We start from the raw sequence: 15,486 nt of genomic DNA on the forward strand, positions 1-15,486 counted from the left end.
CCCCGGGGCGGCGTATTGCGCCGGATGGCAAACGAAGACATGCCCGTCCGCATGCGGCGCAATACGCCTGCGGCTATTGCGCCCTACGGCGCCCAGCGCAGCGTCAGGTGCCACTCCCGCCCGGGTTCGTTGTAGAACGCGGCCGTTTCGTAGTCGCGGTCGAAGGCGTTCGCCAGCTTCGCCTGCAGTGTCAGCGCGGGCGTGAGTACGTACTCGGCGCGCAGGTCGAAGGTGGCGTAGCCGGGCAGGCGGATCGTGTTCGCCACGTCGTCCCACCGCGCGCCTTCGGCCACGCCGGTCACGCCGAGGTTCCAGCGGCCGAAGCTGCGGTCGACGTCCACCCGCGCGCTTTCGCCGGCCCGTCGCGGCAGCTCGTTGCCGGCGTTGAAGCCGCTGCCGTTCTCGGTGTCCAGCCAGCCCGCGCTCGCATCGACGAACCAGCCGGCCAGCTCGCCGTGGGCGGACAGCTCGGCGCCGCGCATGCGGGCGCGTTCGATGTTGTTGGGCAGCCCCAGGGCGGCGTCGAAGGCGATCAGGTCGTCGACTTCGGTTTCGAACGCGTCCAGCCGCAGGTCCCACGCCGCGCCGCGCCAGGCGATGCCCAGCTCGGTCGTCTCCGACTCCTCGGGGCCCAGCTCCGGGTTGCCGAAGAACGGGTAGTACAGCTCGTTGAAGGTGGGTGCCTTGAACGCGCTGCCCCAGCCGGCGTTCACCCGCCACCCGCCGCCGAACTCCAGGCCCCAGGCGAGGCCACCGGTGGTGTGCTCGCCGAACTGGTCGTTGTCGTCGTGGCGCGCGCTGGCCTGCAGGCTGTGCGCGCCGAAGCGGCCCTGGTACTGGGCGAAGGCGGCGCGGTTGGAGCGGGTGTCGACGTCATAGGCGGTGTCGGACTCGACCTGATCGCGCAGCCAGTCCGCGCCCACGGTGAACACCCGGCCCGGGGCGAGGTCGAAGTCGGCCTGCAGCGTGGCGCTGTCGCGGTCGGTGCCGAACCAGCCGGCGGGCGTTCCATCGCTGTACTGGTCGGACTCGTCGGTGTTGCGGCCGGCGGCCAGGCTCACCCGCGTGCGGTCGCCCGCCTGCCAGGACAGCGTGCCGCCGACCACCTGCTGCAGGGTCTCGGAGTAGTTGCTGAAGTTGCCGTCGAACTCGTTCTCGCCCTCGCTGCGCGTGGCGTGCAGGGCCAGTTTCCAGGCCTCGCCGAAGTCGTAGCCGCCGCGCAGCGACAGCGCGTCCTGCACGTAGCCGTCCCTGTCGGGTTCGGGCTCGCTGATGAAGCAGCCGCCGGCGAACGGCGTCGGCGTGGCGACGTTGCAGCTGTCGTAGCCCTCGGTGCGCTGGAACGAGTAGTCGGCGCCGAACCATCCGCGCCCGCTGCGGCCGTCGAAGCCGGTCCCGAACTCATGGGCGCCGTTGCTGCCGCCGCCCACGTGGGCACGCGGCGTCCAGCCCTCCGCCTCCCCGCGCCGGGTGAAGATCTGGATCACCCCGCCGATCGCGTCCGCGCCGTACAGGCTGGAGCGCGGGCCGCGGACGATCTCGATCCGCTCGATCAGCTCGACCGGCAGGTTCTGCCAGGAGACCAGGCCGGAGGTCGAGGAGCCCATCTTGACTCCGTCGACCAGCACCACCGTCTGGTCGGATTCGGCGCCACGCATGAACAGCGTGGTGAGCTTGCCGGCGCCGCCCTGGCGCGAGAGCGAGATCCCGGCGCGTCCGCGCAGCAGGTCGGGCAGCGAGCGGGCCTGGCTGCGCTCGATGGCGGCGCGGTCGATGACCTCGACCGGGGCGAGTGCCTCGGCGACCGTTGTCGTGGTGCGGGTGGCGGTCACCACCACCTCGTCGAGGTCGGTGGCCTGCACGCGCGGTGCCGGGTCGGCGTGGACGGCGGGGGCGAGGGTGGACAGCGAAAGCGCGGCCGCCACGGCGGCGGCGAGGGTGGAGCGGGTGGATCGCATGGACGGACTCTCCTGGCGCAGCCGTGCCGTCCCCGGCAGCGTGCTGCGGTGTGCATGGAGTCGCGCGGGAGAACGGGACGGACGGGGACGGGCGCGCACGCGTGCCGGATCGCCGCCGCCATGCCCTCCGCATCGCAACCAGTCGGCTCCGGGGCCGGTCTCCGGACTCGCAGTCGTCGCGGGTGCGACGCGTCCGCGGCGCCTTCCCATGCACTTGGGCACAGTGGCGGTGGCCGCGGCCGGGCCTGCATCTGCAGGCCGCCTGCTTACCGTTGCGGGGGCAGTGCCGGAATGGCCGCGTCGGCGGCGTCACCGGCTTCCCGTTTCAACCCGGCGGCAGGACGCCGCAGGGTCACCTCGAAGCGCGGCAAGTGTACGCGATCAGGACGAAGGGGTCGGGTCCCTTGGCGGGGCGGCCGGGAGGGTGTCGGCCACGTGCACGGTGGTACGCACCGGCCCGGCGACCTTCGGGTCGGCCGGATCGCCCGCTTCCTGGCCTGCCCGCTCCACCTCGGCGGCGAGGGCCTCGCGGCGTGCGCGTGGCAGTGCTTGCCAATGGCAGTCCTGCAGGGCGCCCTCGAGCGAGTACAGCAGGTTGAGCGTTGGCTTGAAGCCGGCACGGCGCACGCGCAGGAACGCCTCCACCGAACCGGCGCCACGCAGGTCCTCGCGGCTGTGCAAACCGACCTGTCGCAACAGGGCCGCGGACTTGGGGCCGATGTTGCGCAGGCCGGCGGTCACTTCAGCGATTCCAGGAACACGCCGGCGACCGCCTCCAGCCCGGCCTGGTCGTCGGCATCGAAGCGGCCGGGTCGGGGGCTGTCGAGGTCGAACACGCCCAGCAGCTCGCCATCGAGCACCAGCGGCACGACGAGCTCGGAGCGCGAGGCCGAGTCGCAGGCGATGTGGCCCGGGAACGCGTCCACGTCCTCGACCCGCTGCGTCTGGCGGCTGCTGGCCGCGGCCCCGCAGACGCCGCGGTCCAGCGGGATCCGCACGCAGGCCGGCAGCCCCTGGAACGGGCCGACCACCAGTTCGGTGCCGTCGAAGAAGTAGAAACCCACCCAGTTGAGGTCGGGCAGGCTGTGGTAGACCAGCGCCGACAGGTTGGCGGCGTTGGCGATGCGGTCGCGCTCGCCGGCCAGCAGCGCACGTGCCTGGTCGGCCAGCTGCGCGTACTGCTCCGGCTTGGAACCGGTGAGGGTGGAGGTGGTGAACATGGGCCAAGTCTAGCAGCGGTCCAGGGCCGGACCCGGGATCCACGCGGCGCATGCAACGCCCTCCCGTATGCTGCCCGGATGGAGATCCCGGGATTCTACGTAACAGGTACCGACACCGGCGCCGGCAAGACCGTGGCCAGCGCCGCGCTGCTGCATGCCCTGCGGGCGTCCGGTCGCGAGGCGGTGGGAATGAAGCCGGTGGCCAGCGGCTCGACGCGCGTCGATGGCGTGCTGCGCAGCCAGGACGCGCTGCTTTTGCTGGAGGCCAGCGACCCGCGCCCGGCCTACGACGACCTCAACCCGTACGCGCTCGAGCGGCCGCTCGCGCCCGAGCTGGCAGCGATGGCGGAGGGGCGCAGCGTCGAGCTCGCACCGCTGCTGGAGGCCTTCGAGCGGCTGCAGGCGCCGGGCCGCACGCTGGTCGTCGAAGGCGTGGGCGGCTGGGCCGCGCCGCTGTCTCCGACGCTGGACCAGGCCGACGTGGCGCGCGCCCTGCGGCTGCCGGTGGTGCTCGTGGTCGGTCTGCGCACCGGCTGCATCAACCACGCCCGGCTGACCATGCGGGCGATCGCCGACGACGGCCTGCGGGTGGCCGGCTGGATCGGTTGCGAGGTCGACCCCGGCATGGAGCGCGTGGACGAGAGCTTCCGTGTCGTGGGGGAACGGCTCGCCGCCCCATGCTGGGGCCGGATCCCCTTCACCGACCCGGTGGACCCGGCGGCGCTGGCCCGGCACGTGGAGATTCCGGATGCAGCGCTTGGCCTGGTGCCGCCAGTGGGGCAGGGGGCGCTTTAGCCGGGCGCGGACGGAGCCGGCTTCGGCGCGATGCCCCAGCTCACTCCGCCGGCGCCAAGTCCGCGGTGAACCCCGGGTCCTCGAACAGCTTCGGGTAGTCCTCCACCGCCGCGCGCATTCCCGCGACGGGCGTGGCATCGGAGGGGTCCTCCGCGAGGTCGCGGGTTCCCGCCATCAGCCGCGCCAGCAGACCGTGCAGCGCGATGTCCGGTTCCGGATCCAGGCTGCAGTTGGCGAACATGTAGGCGATCGCCCCGTCGACCTCCTCGGCCAGGGTGAGCACCTGTTCGTCGGCCAGGTGCCCCATCTCGTGATGCCGGAGGGTTCCGACCGCCCCGCCCACGCGGCGCATGCCCTCCATCAGGGGCGCGTCGGGCGCCCAGGGCACATGGTCTGCCGGAATCTCCATCGCGCCGTGGTGCGCCGCGTGGTGGTCGGGGTCGTGCTGGTGGGTCGGGTTGGCGGCGTGGGCGGCATGCGCCGCGTGGTCCGCGGTCGCGTGGTGATCGTGGCCGTGGCCTTCCTGGGCCAGCGCCGGGCCACCGGCAACGGCAAGCGCTGCGGCGAGTGCGGGGGTAAGGATCTTCATGGCGTTTCCTCCTTGCGGACGGCCCCATGTTGGGGCCTCCGCCGCCGAAGGTAGCTGATCCAGGTCAGGCAGGCGTCCCCTCCGGTCTATCGCCGTGGCGCAGGCCGCATGGGCGGCGACGCCTCAGGCGCGGGCGAAGATCACCGTCGCGTTGGTCCCGCCGAAGCCGAAGCTGTTGGACATCACCGCGCCCAGCTCCGCGTCCCGGCTCTCGCGCAGGATCGGGAAGCCCTCCGCCTTCGGGTCCAGCTGCTCGATGTTGGCCGAGCCGGCGACGAACCCGTCTCGCATCATCAGCAGGCAGTAGATCGCCTCGTGCACGCTGGCCGCGCCGAGCGAGTGGCCGGACAGCGCCTTGGTCGAGGACAGTGGCGGCACGTCGTCGCCGAACACCTCGCGGATCGCCTGCAGCTCCACCACGTCGCCGACCGGGGTCGAGGTGCCGTGGGTGTTGAGGTAGTCGATCCGGTCGCGTCCACGCGTCCGTGCGCCTTCCAGCGCCATGCGCATGCAGCGCACCGCGCCCTCGCCGGACGGCGCCACCATGTCGACGCCGTCGCTGGTCACGCCGTAGCCGACCAGCTCGGCGATGATGTTCGCTCCGCGGGCCTTCGCGTGCTCGTACTCCTCCAGCACCAGCATGCCGCCGCCGCCGGCGATGACGAAACCGTCGCGGTCGGCGTCGTAGGGCCGCGACGCGGTCGCCGGGGTGTCGTTGTGCTTCGTCGACAGCGCGCCCATCGCGTCGAACTGCGAGGTCATGCCCCAGTGCAGTTCCTCGCCTCCGCCGGCCAGCATCACGTCCTGCGCGCCATGGCGGATCAGGTCCGCGGCCGCGCCGATGCAGTGCGCCGAGGTGGCGCAGGCGGCGGAGATCGAATAGCTCAGCCCGCGGATGCCGAAGGCGGTCGACAGTGCCGCCGACACCGTCGAGCCCATGGTGCGCGGGACCATGTACGGCCCGACCTTGCGCACGCCCTTGTTGCGCAGCAGGTCGCCGGTCTCGATCTGCCACTGCGGCGAGCCGCCGCCGGAGCCCGCGATCAGGCCGGTGCGTTCGCCGTGCACCAGCGCCTCGTCCAGGCCGGCGTCGGCGATCGCCTCGCGCATGGCCACGTACGCGTAGCCGGCGGCGTCGCCCATGAAGCGCTTGAGCTTGCGGTCGATCTCCGCGGCCAGGTCGATGTCGGGCACGCCCGCCACGTGGCTGCGCAGCCCCAGCTCGGCGTACTCCGGGACGTGGCGGATCCCCGGGCGCAGGGCGCGCAGGGAATCGGCGACGGCGGCGGCGTCATTGCCAAGGCAGGAGACGATACCAAGCCCGGTCACGACGACGCGGCGGTCTGCAGCAGCGGACATCTCAGAACCCCTCGGTACTGGTGAACAGCCCGACCCGCAGGTCGGAGGCGGTGTAGATCTCGCGCCCATCCACCAGCGTGCGCCCGTCCCCGATGACCAGGGCCAGCTTGCCGCGCATCACCCGGCGGATGTCGATCTCGTAAGCCACCAGTTTCGCGTCCGGGAGTATCTGTCCCGTGAACTTGACCTGCCCCACGCCCAGGGCACGGCCGCGCCCGGGCTCGCCCAGCCAGGGCAGATAGAAGCCGCACAGCTGCCACATCGCGTCCACGCCCAGGCAGCCCGGCATGACCGGGTCGCCGATGAAGTGGCAGTCGAAGAACCACAGGTCCGGGCGGATGTCGAGCTCGGCGCGGATCACGCCCTTGCCGTACTTGCCGCCTTCGGTGGAGATCTCGGTGATGCGGTCGAACATCAGCATCGGGGGCGCCGGCAGGCGTGCGTTGCCAGGGCCGAACATCTCGCCGCGGGCGCAGGCCAGCAGCTGGTCGCGATCAAACGAGGAAGGTCGTTCCATTGGGCTCGGAAAGGCGCGTAGGGCCCGCCATTGTGCCGCGTCTGGAAATCCCGCGGCGGTGACCGGCGCAACCCGCCATGTTCCGCACTCGTCGCCGCATCTTCACATGAACAAAGCGCAAACGCCTGCAGGGTGGACCCCCCGGCCGGATGCCGGCCGCCCACGCGGAGCACCGTTGACCATGACAGGACGAACCCTGGCCACCCTGCTCGCAGCCACCATGCTGGTGCTGGCTGGCTGCAACGTCACCGAACAGGAGGCCGGGGACCGCGCCGGCGCCGCCGGCACCGACAGCGAAACAGGGACTAACGGCGGGACCGGTGGCTCGCGTGCAGGCGACTTCGGACCTCCACAGGGCGAGCCGATCCATGCGGTCACCACCGCGCCGCCGCTGGTGCCGCCGCCGACAGGTCGCGACTACCCGGCCAAGGTCATCGTCGAGATGGACGTGGTCGAAAAGGTGATGCCGATCTCCGAGGGCGTGGACTACACCTTCTGGACCTTCGACGGCACCGTGCCGGGCAGCTTCATCCGGGTGCGCCAGGGCGACACGGTGGAGTTCCACCTGCGCAACATGCCCGACAGCAAGATGCCCCACAACATCGACCTGCACGGGGTGACTGGTCCCGGTGGCGGCGCCTCCTCGAGTTTCACCGCGCCGGGGCACCGCACCCAGTTCACCTTCAAGGCGCTCAACGCCGGGCTGTACATCTATCACTGCGCCACCGCCCCGGTCGGCATGCACGTGGCCAACGGCATGTACGGGCTGATCCTGGTCGAGCCGCCGGAGGGCCTGCCCGAGGTCGATCGCGAGTACCACGTGGTCCAGGGCGACTTCTACACGACCGGCCGGTACCGGGAGAAAGGCCTGCAGAACTTCGACTTCGAGAAGGCCATCGACGAAAACGCAACGTACGTGCTGTTCAACGGCATGGAGGGTGCGCTGACGGGCGACAACGCGCTGACGGGCAACGTGGGTGAGACCGTCCGCCTGTATGTCGGCAACGGTGGACCCAACCTCGTCTCCAGCTTCCACGTCATCGGCGAGATCTTCGACAAGGTCTGGTACGAGGGCGGCACGAACTTCCAGGAGAACGTTCAGACCACGCTGATCCCCGCCGGCGGCGCGGCGATGATGGAGTTCCACCTGGAGGTTCCGGGCAGCTACGTGCTGGTCGACCACAGCCTCACGCGCGCCTTCAATAAGGGTGCACTGGGCATCCTGCAGGTGTCGGGCGAGGAGAACCCGGAGATCTATTCGGGCCTGGAGGTCGACGAGGTCTACCTCGGTGACCGCGCGCAGGCCAACATGGATGCGGTGGCGCAGGCCGCGTCCTCGGCATCGGCCGGCGACCTGACCCTCGAACAGCAGGTGGCCGCGGGCGAGGCGCTGTTCCTCGGCACCTGCTCGACCTGCCACCAGGCCAGCGGCGAAGGCCTCGCCGGGGTGTTCCCGCCGCTGGCGGGCTCGGACTACATTGCCGAGCATCCGGAGCAGCTTCCGCAGATCATTCTGCACGGCATGCAGGGTCCTGTGACCGTAAACGGCGTGGAATACAACTCGATCATGCCGCCGATGCCGCAGCTCACCGACGACGAGGTCGCCAACATCGCCACCTATGTGCTCAACACATGGGGCAATCCGGGAGGTCGCGTGAGCAAGGAGCAGGCGGCCGAAGCGCGCGCCACCAACCCGGCGTTCGCCTCGGAGGGCCACTGACGTGCGACGCGCCGTCGTGCTGGCGGGGTTGCTGTGGATCGCCGCCCCCCCGGGGGCGACGGCGGAGTTCGTCGAGATCCCGGCAGGCAGCCTGAGGAGCGTGCTCGCCTACGAGGACGTGCCCGGCGAAGTGCGGCTCGAGGCGTTCGCGCTGATGGAGCGTCCGGTCACCAACGCCGAGTTCGCCGCCTTCGTCCGGGACAACCCCCAGTGGCGGCGCGACCGGGTTCCTACGGCGATGGCCGAAGGCCGCTATCTCTCCCACTGGGACGGCGCCCTGGAGCCGGGAGCGGGCGACGCGCCGCTGCGGCCCGTCGTCCAGGTCAGCTGGTTCGCCGCCGATGCCTATTGCAGGGCGCAGGAGGCGCGGCTGCCTACCTGGAACGAATGGGAGTACGTCGCAGCCGCCGACGAGACACGCCGCGATGCACGCCACGACCCGCTCTGGCGCGAGCGCATCCTGGCGTGGTACTCGCGGCCTTCCAACCGCCCTCTGGTGCGCGCCGGGCTGCAGGGCGCCAACGCGTATGGGGTCCGGGACATCCACGGCCTGGTCTGGGAGTGGACCGACGACTTCTCGGCCCTGCTGATGGACGCCGATGACCGGCTGCAGGGAGACCCGGACGCGACGCGCTTCTGCGGGGCCGGCGCGCTGTCGATGCGCGACCGGGAGAACTACGCCACGCTCATGCGGGTGGCGATGCTGTCCTCGCTGCAGGCCTCCCACACCACCGGCAACCTCGGATTCCGCTGCGCAAGGAGCCTGCCATGAAGCAACTTCTCGTCCTGCTGCTCGCCGCGATGCTCGCGCTCCCGCTGGGAGTGGCCGCGGAGGCCCCGCTGCCGCGCGACTCCCTCTACCAGGTGCCGCTGGACCTGGTCGACCAGGACGGACGCGCGCTGGATTGGCGGCAGCTGCGTGGCAAGCCGCGCGTCGTGGGCATGTTCTACGCCTCGTGCCACTTCATCTGCCCACTGATCATCGACAGCGGGAAGGTGGTCGAGCGCCATCTCGGCGAGCACGCCGACCAGCTGGGAATCGTGCTGATCAGCATCGACCCGGAGCGGGACGATCCCGCCGCGTTGCGCCAGCTGGTCCAGCAGCGGAAGCTGGACACGACCCGCTGGAGCCTGGCCGCGCCTCCGGCCGACCAGGTCCGCACGGCCGCGGGGGTGCTGGGAGTGCGCTATCGTCGACTCGCCGACGGCGAGTTCAACCACACCAGCCCGCTGGTGCTGCTCGACGCGCAGGGTCGCGAGCTGGCCCGGACCGAGAAGATCGGCAGTCGGGTGGACCCCGCGTTCCTCGACGCGGTGCGGGCTGCGGTGGACTGAAACGGCACACTGTCCGTTGGCTGAATAGAGGCGGGGGACCCGGCCGTCGAAACGCTCCGTGTCACGCCCGTCCGGGGGCGTGTGGTTTATCCTGTACGGCGCACTGAGGCGCGCCGGCGCCACGCCGGCAGATCCGCCCCTGAAAGGGGGCGTCCCCCCACGCAGCCCCACCGGGAACCGCTCCTGGCGGGAGCGATTTGATCCCGGTCAAGCCGGCCAACGAAGCCGGCCCCCACAATATCCGCAACTATCCTGAAGGTCTGCCCATGACTGTCCAAGACGCCGCAGTGGCGGCTGGCCCCGTGTCCGCCGGACGGGGCGCGGAGGCCGCGGCCACCGGCCACTACAACGACAAGATCGTCCACTGGTTCACCGTCGCGACGGTCTTCTGGGGCATCGTCGGCATGGCCGTGGGCGTGCTGATCGCCGCCCAGCTGTACTGGCCGGCGCTCAACTTCGACACGCCGTGGCTGAGCTACGGCCGGCTGCGCCCGCTGCACACCAACGGCGTCATCTTCGCCTTCGGCGCGACCTCGCTGATCGCCACCAGCCTGTACGTGGTGCAGCGCACTTGCCACACCCGGCTGATCTCCGACAAGCTGGCGTACTTCGTGTTCTGGGGCTGGAACCTGGCCATGGTCGGCACGGTCATCACCCTGCCGCTGGGCATCACCCAGGGCAAGGAATACGCCGAGCTGGAGTGGCCGCTCGACCTGCTGATCCTGGTCACCTGGGTCGCCTATGGCTGGCTGTTCTTCGGCACCGTGGCCCGGCGCAAGGTCGAGCACATCTACGTCGCCAACTGGTTCTATGCGGCCTTCATCATCGGCGTGGGCCTGCTGCACATCGTCAACAACCTGGCCATCCCGGCCGGGCTGTGGAAGTCCTACCCGATCTACAGCGGCGCCGTCGATGCGATGGCGCAGTGGTGGTACGGCCACAACGCGGTCGCGTTCCTGCTGACCGTCGGCTTCCTGGCGATGATGTACTACTACGTGCCCAAGCAGGCGCAGCGCCCGATCTACTCCTACCGGCTGTCGATCGTGCACTTCTGGGCGCTGATCTCGCTGTACATGTGGGCCGGCCCGCACCACCTGCACTACACCGCGCTGCCGGACTGGGCGCAGTCGGTGGGCATGGTGTTCTCGGTCGTCCTGCTGGCCCCGTCCTGGGGTGGCGCGATGAACGGCATCCTGACCCTGTCGGGGGTGTGGCACAAGCTGCGCACCGATCCGATCCTGAAGTTCCTGATCGTGGCCATCAGCTTCTACATGATCGCCACCTTCGAGGGCCCGCTGCTGTCGATCAAGACGGTCAACTCGCTGTCGCACTACACCGACTGGACCGTGGGCCACGTGCACGCCGGCACCCTGGGCTGGGTGGCGATGATCGTGGTCGGCTCGATCTACTCGATGTACCCGCGCCTGATCGGCGCGGCGGGGATGTACTCCACCCGCCTGGTCGACGTGCACTTCTGGATGCACACCCTGGGCGTGGTGTTCTACATCGTGTCGATGTGGATTGCCGGCATCTCGCAGGGCCTGATGTGGCGCGCCACCAACCCCGACGGGACCCTGACCTACAGCTTCGTCGAGTCGCTGGTGGTCACCTACCCGTACTACCTGGGCCGCCTGTTCGGCGGGATCCTGATCCTGGCCGGCATGGTGCTGATGGGCTGGCACATCTGGAAGACGTGGAAGTCGGTCGAGGCGCCGGTCGCCAACCCGGTGATCCCGCCGCACCCCGACACCGCCCGCAGCTGACCGGCCTGAGGAAGTTTCGATGAGCATTGCACACGGGAAACTCGAGAAGAACATCGGCCTGCTCGCCGTCCTGGTCGCCATCGCGGTGTCCCTGGGCGGCTTGGCCGAGATCGTCCCCCTCATGTACCAGGCCGAGGCGATCAAGCCGCTGCCGGGCATGAAGCCCTACCCGGCGCTCGAGCTGGCCGGGCGCGACGTCTACGTCCGCGAGGGTTGCTACAACTGCCACTCGCAGATGGTGCGCACCCTGCGCTTCGAGACCGAGCGCTACGGGCACTACTCGCTGGCCGGCGAGTCGGTCTACGACCGTCCGTTCCAGTGGGGCTCCAAGCGCACCGGGCCGGACCTGGCGCGGGTGGGCGGCCGCTACTCCGACGACTGGCACCGGGTCCACCTGATCGACCCGCGCGCCGTGGTGCCGGAGTCGAACATGCCGGCCTTCCCCTGGCTGGAGCGCAACCTGGTCGACCCGGAGGCCGTGCAGCTGCGCATGAGCCGGCTGCAGAAGCTGGGTGACCCGTACACCGACGAGGAGATCGAGGCCGCGGCGGCCGAGGTCGAGGGCAGGACCGAGCTGGACGCGGTCGTCGCCTACCTCCAGGGGCTGGGCCGCTACGCGCCGCGCGGGAGCTGAGCCATGTTGTCGGGAATCATCACCCTGTTCCTGCTGCTGCTGTTCATCGCCATTGCGATCTGGGCGTGGCTGCCGCGCAACAAGAAGAGCTTCGACGCCACGGCCCGGCTGGCGGTCGAGGATGAGCAGGACGCCCGGGACAAGAACGCCGGCAACGGCAACGGCAATGGCCCGGACGCCGGGCGCGGCACCAAGAAGGGGACGCAAGCATGAGCATGGGCTGGAACTGGTACATCATCGCCCTGACCGCGCTGAACCTGCTCGGCGTGGCGTGGCTGCTGTGGTGGACGGCCAAGCGTCGCCCCGGTGACCCGCGCCCGGAGGAGACCAGCCACTACTGGGACGAGGACGTCACCGAGTACAACAAGCCGATGCCGCGCTGGTGGATCACCGGCTTCTACATCGCGATCGCCTTCGGCATCGGCTACCTGATCTGGTTCGGTGGCATGGGTTCGATCCCCGGCGTCAGCGGCTGGAGCTCGGCGCAGGAGCACGCGATCCAGAAGGCGGCCGCCGACGCGCGGCTGGAAGAAACCTTCCGCCCCTACCAGGGTCAGCCGCTCCCGGCGCTGGCCGCCGACCCGGTGGCGATGGAACTGGGCCGCTCGATCTTCGCCAACACCTGCGCGACCTGCCACGGCTCCTCGGCGCAGGGCGCGATCGGGTACCCGAACCTGGCCGACGACATCTGGCACTGGGGCGGCGAGCCCGAGCAGGTCCTGCAGACCGTGCTCGACGGGCGCGAAGGCATCATGCCCGAGTGGGGCACCGTGCTCGAAGGCATGGGCGGCCCGAACGCGGTCGACTACGTGATCGCCTACGTGCGCACCCTCGGCCACTCGCAGGAGGCGGTCGGCAGCGACTTCCTCGCCGCCCAGGGCAAGCGCCTGTACGAGGGCGTGTGCGTGGCCTGCCATGGCATCGACGGCACCGGCAACCAGGCGCTCGGCGCGCCGGACCTGACCGACGACTACTGGATGTACGGCGACAGCAAGGAAAGCCTGTACGAGACCATCGCCAACGGCCGCCACGGCGTCATGCCCGCCCACCGCGAGCTGCTCGGCGAAACCCGTTCGCGCCTGGTCGCCGCCTGGGTCTGGTCGCTGTCCAACCAGCCCAACGCGGAGGGTGCCGCGGGAGGCACGCGGTGACGCGCATCCCGCCCTCCCAGCGGCTCGACTACCCGCCCCGTCCGCTCGCGCAGCGGATCGGGGCGATCGGCTGGCCAAGCTTCTTCGCCGCGGGCGTGGCGACGATGGTGTTCTTCGCCTTCGTCGACCCGCTGGAACTGCGGGACATCACCTTCCCGGGTGTCGAGATCACCCGGTCGATGGGCTACACGATCGCCTTCTTCATGTTCTGGCTGGCGACCGCGTCCTCGAGCCTGTTCACCTGGTGGCTGCTGCGCCCGGCGAGCCGGTTCAACCGAACGCTGCCCCGTGAGGGCGGCAAGTAAAGGGAACAGTGAGCAAGAAGATCGACATCGACCTGCTCGACGGCGGCGGAGACTCGCTGTACGTCAAGGAGCGCAAGGTCTATCCCCGTGACGTGCATGGAAAGCTGGACCGCCTGCGCCGCCTCGCCGTGTGGTGGCTGCTGGGCATGTTCTACGTCTTCCCGTGGCTCAGCTGGGACGGCCGCCAGGCGGTGTTGTTCGACCTGCCCGCACGGCAGTTCCACGTCTTCGGCCTGACCTTCTGGCCGCAGGACTTCAGCTTCCTCGCGCTGCTGCTGATCATCCTGGCGCTGACGCTGTTCTTCGTCACCGCGCTGGCCGGGCGCCTGTGGTGCGGCTTCGCCTGCCCGCAGACGGTCTGGACCGAGGTGTTCCTGTGGATGGAGCGCTGGACCGAGGGCGACCGCAGCAAGCGGATGAAGCTCGACGCCGGCCCGTGGACCCGCGAGAAGGTGCTGCGCAAGGGCGCCAAGCACTTCCTGTGGTTCGTCTTCGCGGTGTGGACCGGCTTCACCTTCGTCGGCTTCTTCACCCCGATCCATGACCTGGCCGCCCGGGCCTGGCCGTTCGCCTGGAACGGCTGGGAGACCTTCTGGGTGTTTTTCTACGGCCTGGCCACCTGGGGCAACGCGGGATTCCTGCGCGAGCAGGTGTGCAAGTACATGTGCCCGTACGCGCGCTTCCAGAGCGCGATGTTCGACCGCAACACGCTGATCATCGCCTACGACCCGATGCGCGGCGAACCGCGCGGTCCGCGCAAGCGCGGGCTGGGCAGCGTGGCCCAGCGCGGGCGTGAGCTGCTGGACAAGTTCACGGCCTACGACTACGTGTTCCGGGCGGCCAAGCATCCCAGCGCGGCGGATTCGCGGGCGCAGGCGCGTGGCGTGATCACCTTCGATGCGGGCGACCAGGAAGCCGCGCCGCTGCCGAAGTTCAAGCCCGAGGAGCTGGGCGACTGCATCGACTGCACCATGTGCGTGCAGGTCTGCCCGGTCGGCATCGACATCCGCAACGGCCTGCAGTACGAGTGCATCGCCTGCGGGCTGTGCGTGGATGCCTGCAACGACGTCATGGACAAGATGGGCTACGAGCGTGGCCTGATCCGCTACACCTCGCAGAACGCCATCGACGGCGAGCCGACCCGGGTCCTGCGCCCGCGGATCCTGGTGTACGGGGCGTTCCTTCTGGCGCTGGTGGTCGCCTTTGCCTGGGGCATTGGCGCCCGCAGCACCCTGATCGCCGATGTGCTGCGCGACCGCAACGCCCTGTACCGGGTGGTCGGGGACGACGTGGACAACGTCTATACCCTCAAGCTCGTAAACAAGACCGATTCCGCCCAGCAGTACGTGGTGACGCTGGAGTCGGCCAACCCCGCGATCTCGCTGCGCGGCGGCGGGCGCGTGCAGGTCGATGCCGGGCCCGCGCAGGTGCTCTCGGTGCCGGTGGAACTGACCGCGCCGGCCGACACCCGCGGCCGCCATGACGTGACCTTCGTGATCGAGAGCGCCGACGGCAGCGCCCGCGAGACCGTCGACAGCAGCTTCTTCGGACCGATGTGATGACTGAAAAGAACCAGCAGGAAACCGGGACCCGGTCCTCGCCCTGGCGCCAGCCCGTGATGTGGCTGGTGATCGGACTGCCCGTGGCGGTCGTGATCGCCGGGATCATCATGATCATCCTGGCCGGTGGCGAGGGCGCGACCGACGTCGTGCCCGACGACGTCCAGCGCACCGCGCAGATCCAGACCGCCGACCTGGGCCCCGACCAGACTGCGCATGACATGCGGCTGAGCGCGATCGCACGGATCGACCTGGAGGGCGCGTTCGTCGAGGTGCTCCCGGTCAACGGCGACTTCGACCGCGAGGCCCCGCTGCGGCTGCACCTGCTGCACCCGGCGCTGGAAGACGGCGACCAGGCCTTCGAGGTCCAGCCGACCGAGACCGGCTGGCGGGCCGACGGCACGCCCGGCGTGGAGCACGCCTGGCGGGTGCGGCTGGAGCCGATGGACGGCCAGTGGCGCCTGCACGGCCGCCTGCCGGCGGGCCAGCAGGCCGTGAGCCTGCGGCCGTCGATGGACCTGGGCGCGCCCGACGACGCGCCGCGCCAGCCGTTCGCCAACGGCCAGGCGCAGTAGGCGCAT

The 15,486-nt window shown here is 70.1% G+C and carries 17 protein-coding genes and 1 riboswitch; of the genes, 11 read left to right on the plus strand and 6 right to left on the minus strand.

The window, feature by feature from the left end; all coding sequences use genetic code 11:
• Positions 1-83 precede the first annotated feature (83 nt).
• The 3 genes from btuB to G545_RS0108590 all read right to left on the minus strand — a co-directional run bounded on the left by btuB (position 84) and on the right by G545_RS0108590 (position 3,178).
• Positions 84-1,958 (minus strand): TonB-dependent vitamin B12 receptor, encoded by a 1,875-nt coding sequence (gene btuB, locus G545_RS0108580; RefSeq protein WP_027070019.1) that lies wholly within the window; start codon positions 1,956-1,958, stop codon positions 84-86.
• A 135-nt stretch (positions 1,959-2,093) separates the two neighbouring features.
• A riboswitch (cobalamin riboswitch) is annotated at positions 2,094-2,333 on the minus strand.
• A gap of 6 nt (positions 2,334-2,339) precedes the next feature.
• Positions 2,340-2,699 (minus strand): TfoX/Sxy family protein, encoded by a 360-nt coding sequence (locus G545_RS14185; protein ID WP_081677803.1) that lies wholly within the window; start codon positions 2,697-2,699, stop codon positions 2,340-2,342.
• Complete coding sequence (locus G545_RS0108590; protein ID WP_027070020.1) at positions 2,696-3,178, minus strand: GAF domain-containing protein; 483 nt, start codon at positions 3,176-3,178, stop codon at positions 2,696-2,698. Before G545_RS0108590 ends, G545_RS14185 begins: the two co-directional genes overlap by 4 nt.
• Positions 3,179-3,256: 78 nt before the next feature.
• On the opposite strand from G545_RS0108590, the gene bioD reads away from it, so the two are divergent.
• Positions 3,257-3,973, plus strand: coding sequence for a dethiobiotin synthase (gene bioD, locus G545_RS14190; protein ID WP_052106650.1), 717 nt, complete (start codon positions 3,257-3,259; stop codon positions 3,971-3,973).
• A 40-nt stretch (positions 3,974-4,013) separates the two neighbouring features.
• On the opposite strand, the gene G545_RS14195 is transcribed toward bioD, so the two are convergent.
• The 3 genes from G545_RS14195 to fabA all read right to left on the minus strand — a co-directional run bounded on the left by G545_RS14195 (position 4,014) and on the right by fabA (position 6,438).
• Positions 4,014-4,562: a hypothetical protein gene (locus tag G545_RS14195; protein ID WP_036136697.1), complete on the minus strand. Its 549-nt coding sequence runs from the start codon at positions 4,560-4,562 to the stop codon at positions 4,014-4,016.
• A gap of 123 nt (positions 4,563-4,685) precedes the next feature.
• A complete protein-coding gene (gene fabB, locus G545_RS0108605; RefSeq protein WP_036136695.1) occupies positions 4,686-5,921 on the minus strand; it encodes a beta-ketoacyl-ACP synthase I in 1,236 nt (411 codons plus the stop codon).
• Between the two features lies 1 nt (position 5,922).
• Positions 5,923-6,438 carry a 3-hydroxyacyl-[acyl-carrier-protein] dehydratase FabA gene (gene fabA / locus G545_RS0108610; protein WP_027070022.1) on the minus strand — a complete coding sequence of 172 codons (516 nt, stop codon included), beginning with the start codon at positions 6,436-6,438 and terminating at the stop codon, positions 5,923-5,925.
• 181 nt (positions 6,439-6,619) lie between these two features.
• Here fabA and nirK point away from each other — a divergent pair, with 181 nt between their 5' ends.
• The 10 genes from nirK (at position 6,620) to G545_RS14210 (ending at position 15,480) form a co-directional block, all read left to right on the plus strand.
• A complete protein-coding gene (nirK, locus tag G545_RS14200) occupies positions 6,620-8,158 on the plus strand; it encodes a copper-containing nitrite reductase (protein WP_081677804.1) in 1,539 nt (512 codons plus the stop codon).
• A 1-nt stretch (position 8,159) separates the two neighbouring features.
• A complete protein-coding gene (locus G545_RS0108620) occupies positions 8,160-8,930 on the plus strand; it encodes a formylglycine-generating enzyme family protein (protein ID WP_027070023.1) in 771 nt (256 codons plus the stop codon).
• On the plus strand, positions 8,927-9,493 hold the full coding sequence (locus tag G545_RS0108625; protein ID WP_027070024.1) for an SCO family protein: 567 nt from the start codon (positions 8,927-8,929) through the stop codon (positions 9,491-9,493). Before G545_RS0108620 ends, G545_RS0108625 begins: the two co-directional genes overlap by 4 nt.
• Positions 9,494-9,759: 266 nt before the next feature.
• Positions 9,760-11,256 (plus strand): cytochrome-c oxidase, cbb3-type subunit I, encoded by a 1,497-nt coding sequence (gene ccoN / locus G545_RS0108630; protein ID WP_081677805.1) that lies wholly within the window; start codon positions 9,760-9,762, stop codon positions 11,254-11,256.
• Positions 11,257-11,275: 19 nt separating this feature from the next.
• Positions 11,276-11,890: a cytochrome-c oxidase, cbb3-type subunit II gene (gene ccoO, locus G545_RS0108635; protein ID WP_027070026.1), complete on the plus strand. Its 615-nt coding sequence runs from the start codon at positions 11,276-11,278 to the stop codon at positions 11,888-11,890.
• 3 nt (positions 11,891-11,893) lie between these two features.
• Positions 11,894-12,103 (plus strand): CcoQ/FixQ family Cbb3-type cytochrome c oxidase assembly chaperone, encoded by a 210-nt coding sequence (locus tag G545_RS14205; protein ID WP_036136692.1) that lies wholly within the window; start codon positions 11,894-11,896, stop codon positions 12,101-12,103.
• Positions 12,100-13,041, plus strand: a complete 942-nt coding sequence (gene ccoP, locus G545_RS0108645; RefSeq protein WP_027070027.1) for a cytochrome-c oxidase, cbb3-type subunit III — start codon at positions 12,100-12,102, stop codon at positions 13,039-13,041. Before G545_RS14205 ends, ccoP begins: the two co-directional genes overlap by 4 nt.
• Positions 13,038-13,346: a hypothetical protein gene (locus tag G545_RS0108650; protein WP_027070028.1), complete on the plus strand. Its 309-nt coding sequence runs from the start codon at positions 13,038-13,040 to the stop codon at positions 13,344-13,346. The genes ccoP and G545_RS0108650 overlap by 4 nt, the downstream gene beginning before the upstream one ends.
• Positions 13,347-13,354: 8 nt before the next feature.
• The gene (locus G545_RS0108655) at positions 13,355-14,905 is read left to right on the plus strand and encodes a 4Fe-4S dicluster domain-containing protein (RefSeq protein WP_027070029.1); all 1,551 of its coding nucleotides are present in this window, start codon (positions 13,355-13,357) and stop codon (positions 14,903-14,905) included.
• Positions 14,905-15,480, plus strand: coding sequence for a FixH family protein (locus tag G545_RS14210; RefSeq protein WP_052347299.1), 576 nt, complete (start codon positions 14,905-14,907; stop codon positions 15,478-15,480). The genes G545_RS0108655 and G545_RS14210 overlap by 1 nt, the downstream gene beginning before the upstream one ends.
• The last annotated feature ends 6 nt before the right edge of the window (positions 15,481-15,486 follow it).

This window comes from Lysobacter defluvii IMMIB APB-9 = DSM 18482 (genome assembly GCF_000423325.1).
GTDB lineage: Bacteria > Pseudomonadota > Gammaproteobacteria > Xanthomonadales > Xanthomonadaceae > Novilysobacter > Novilysobacter defluvii.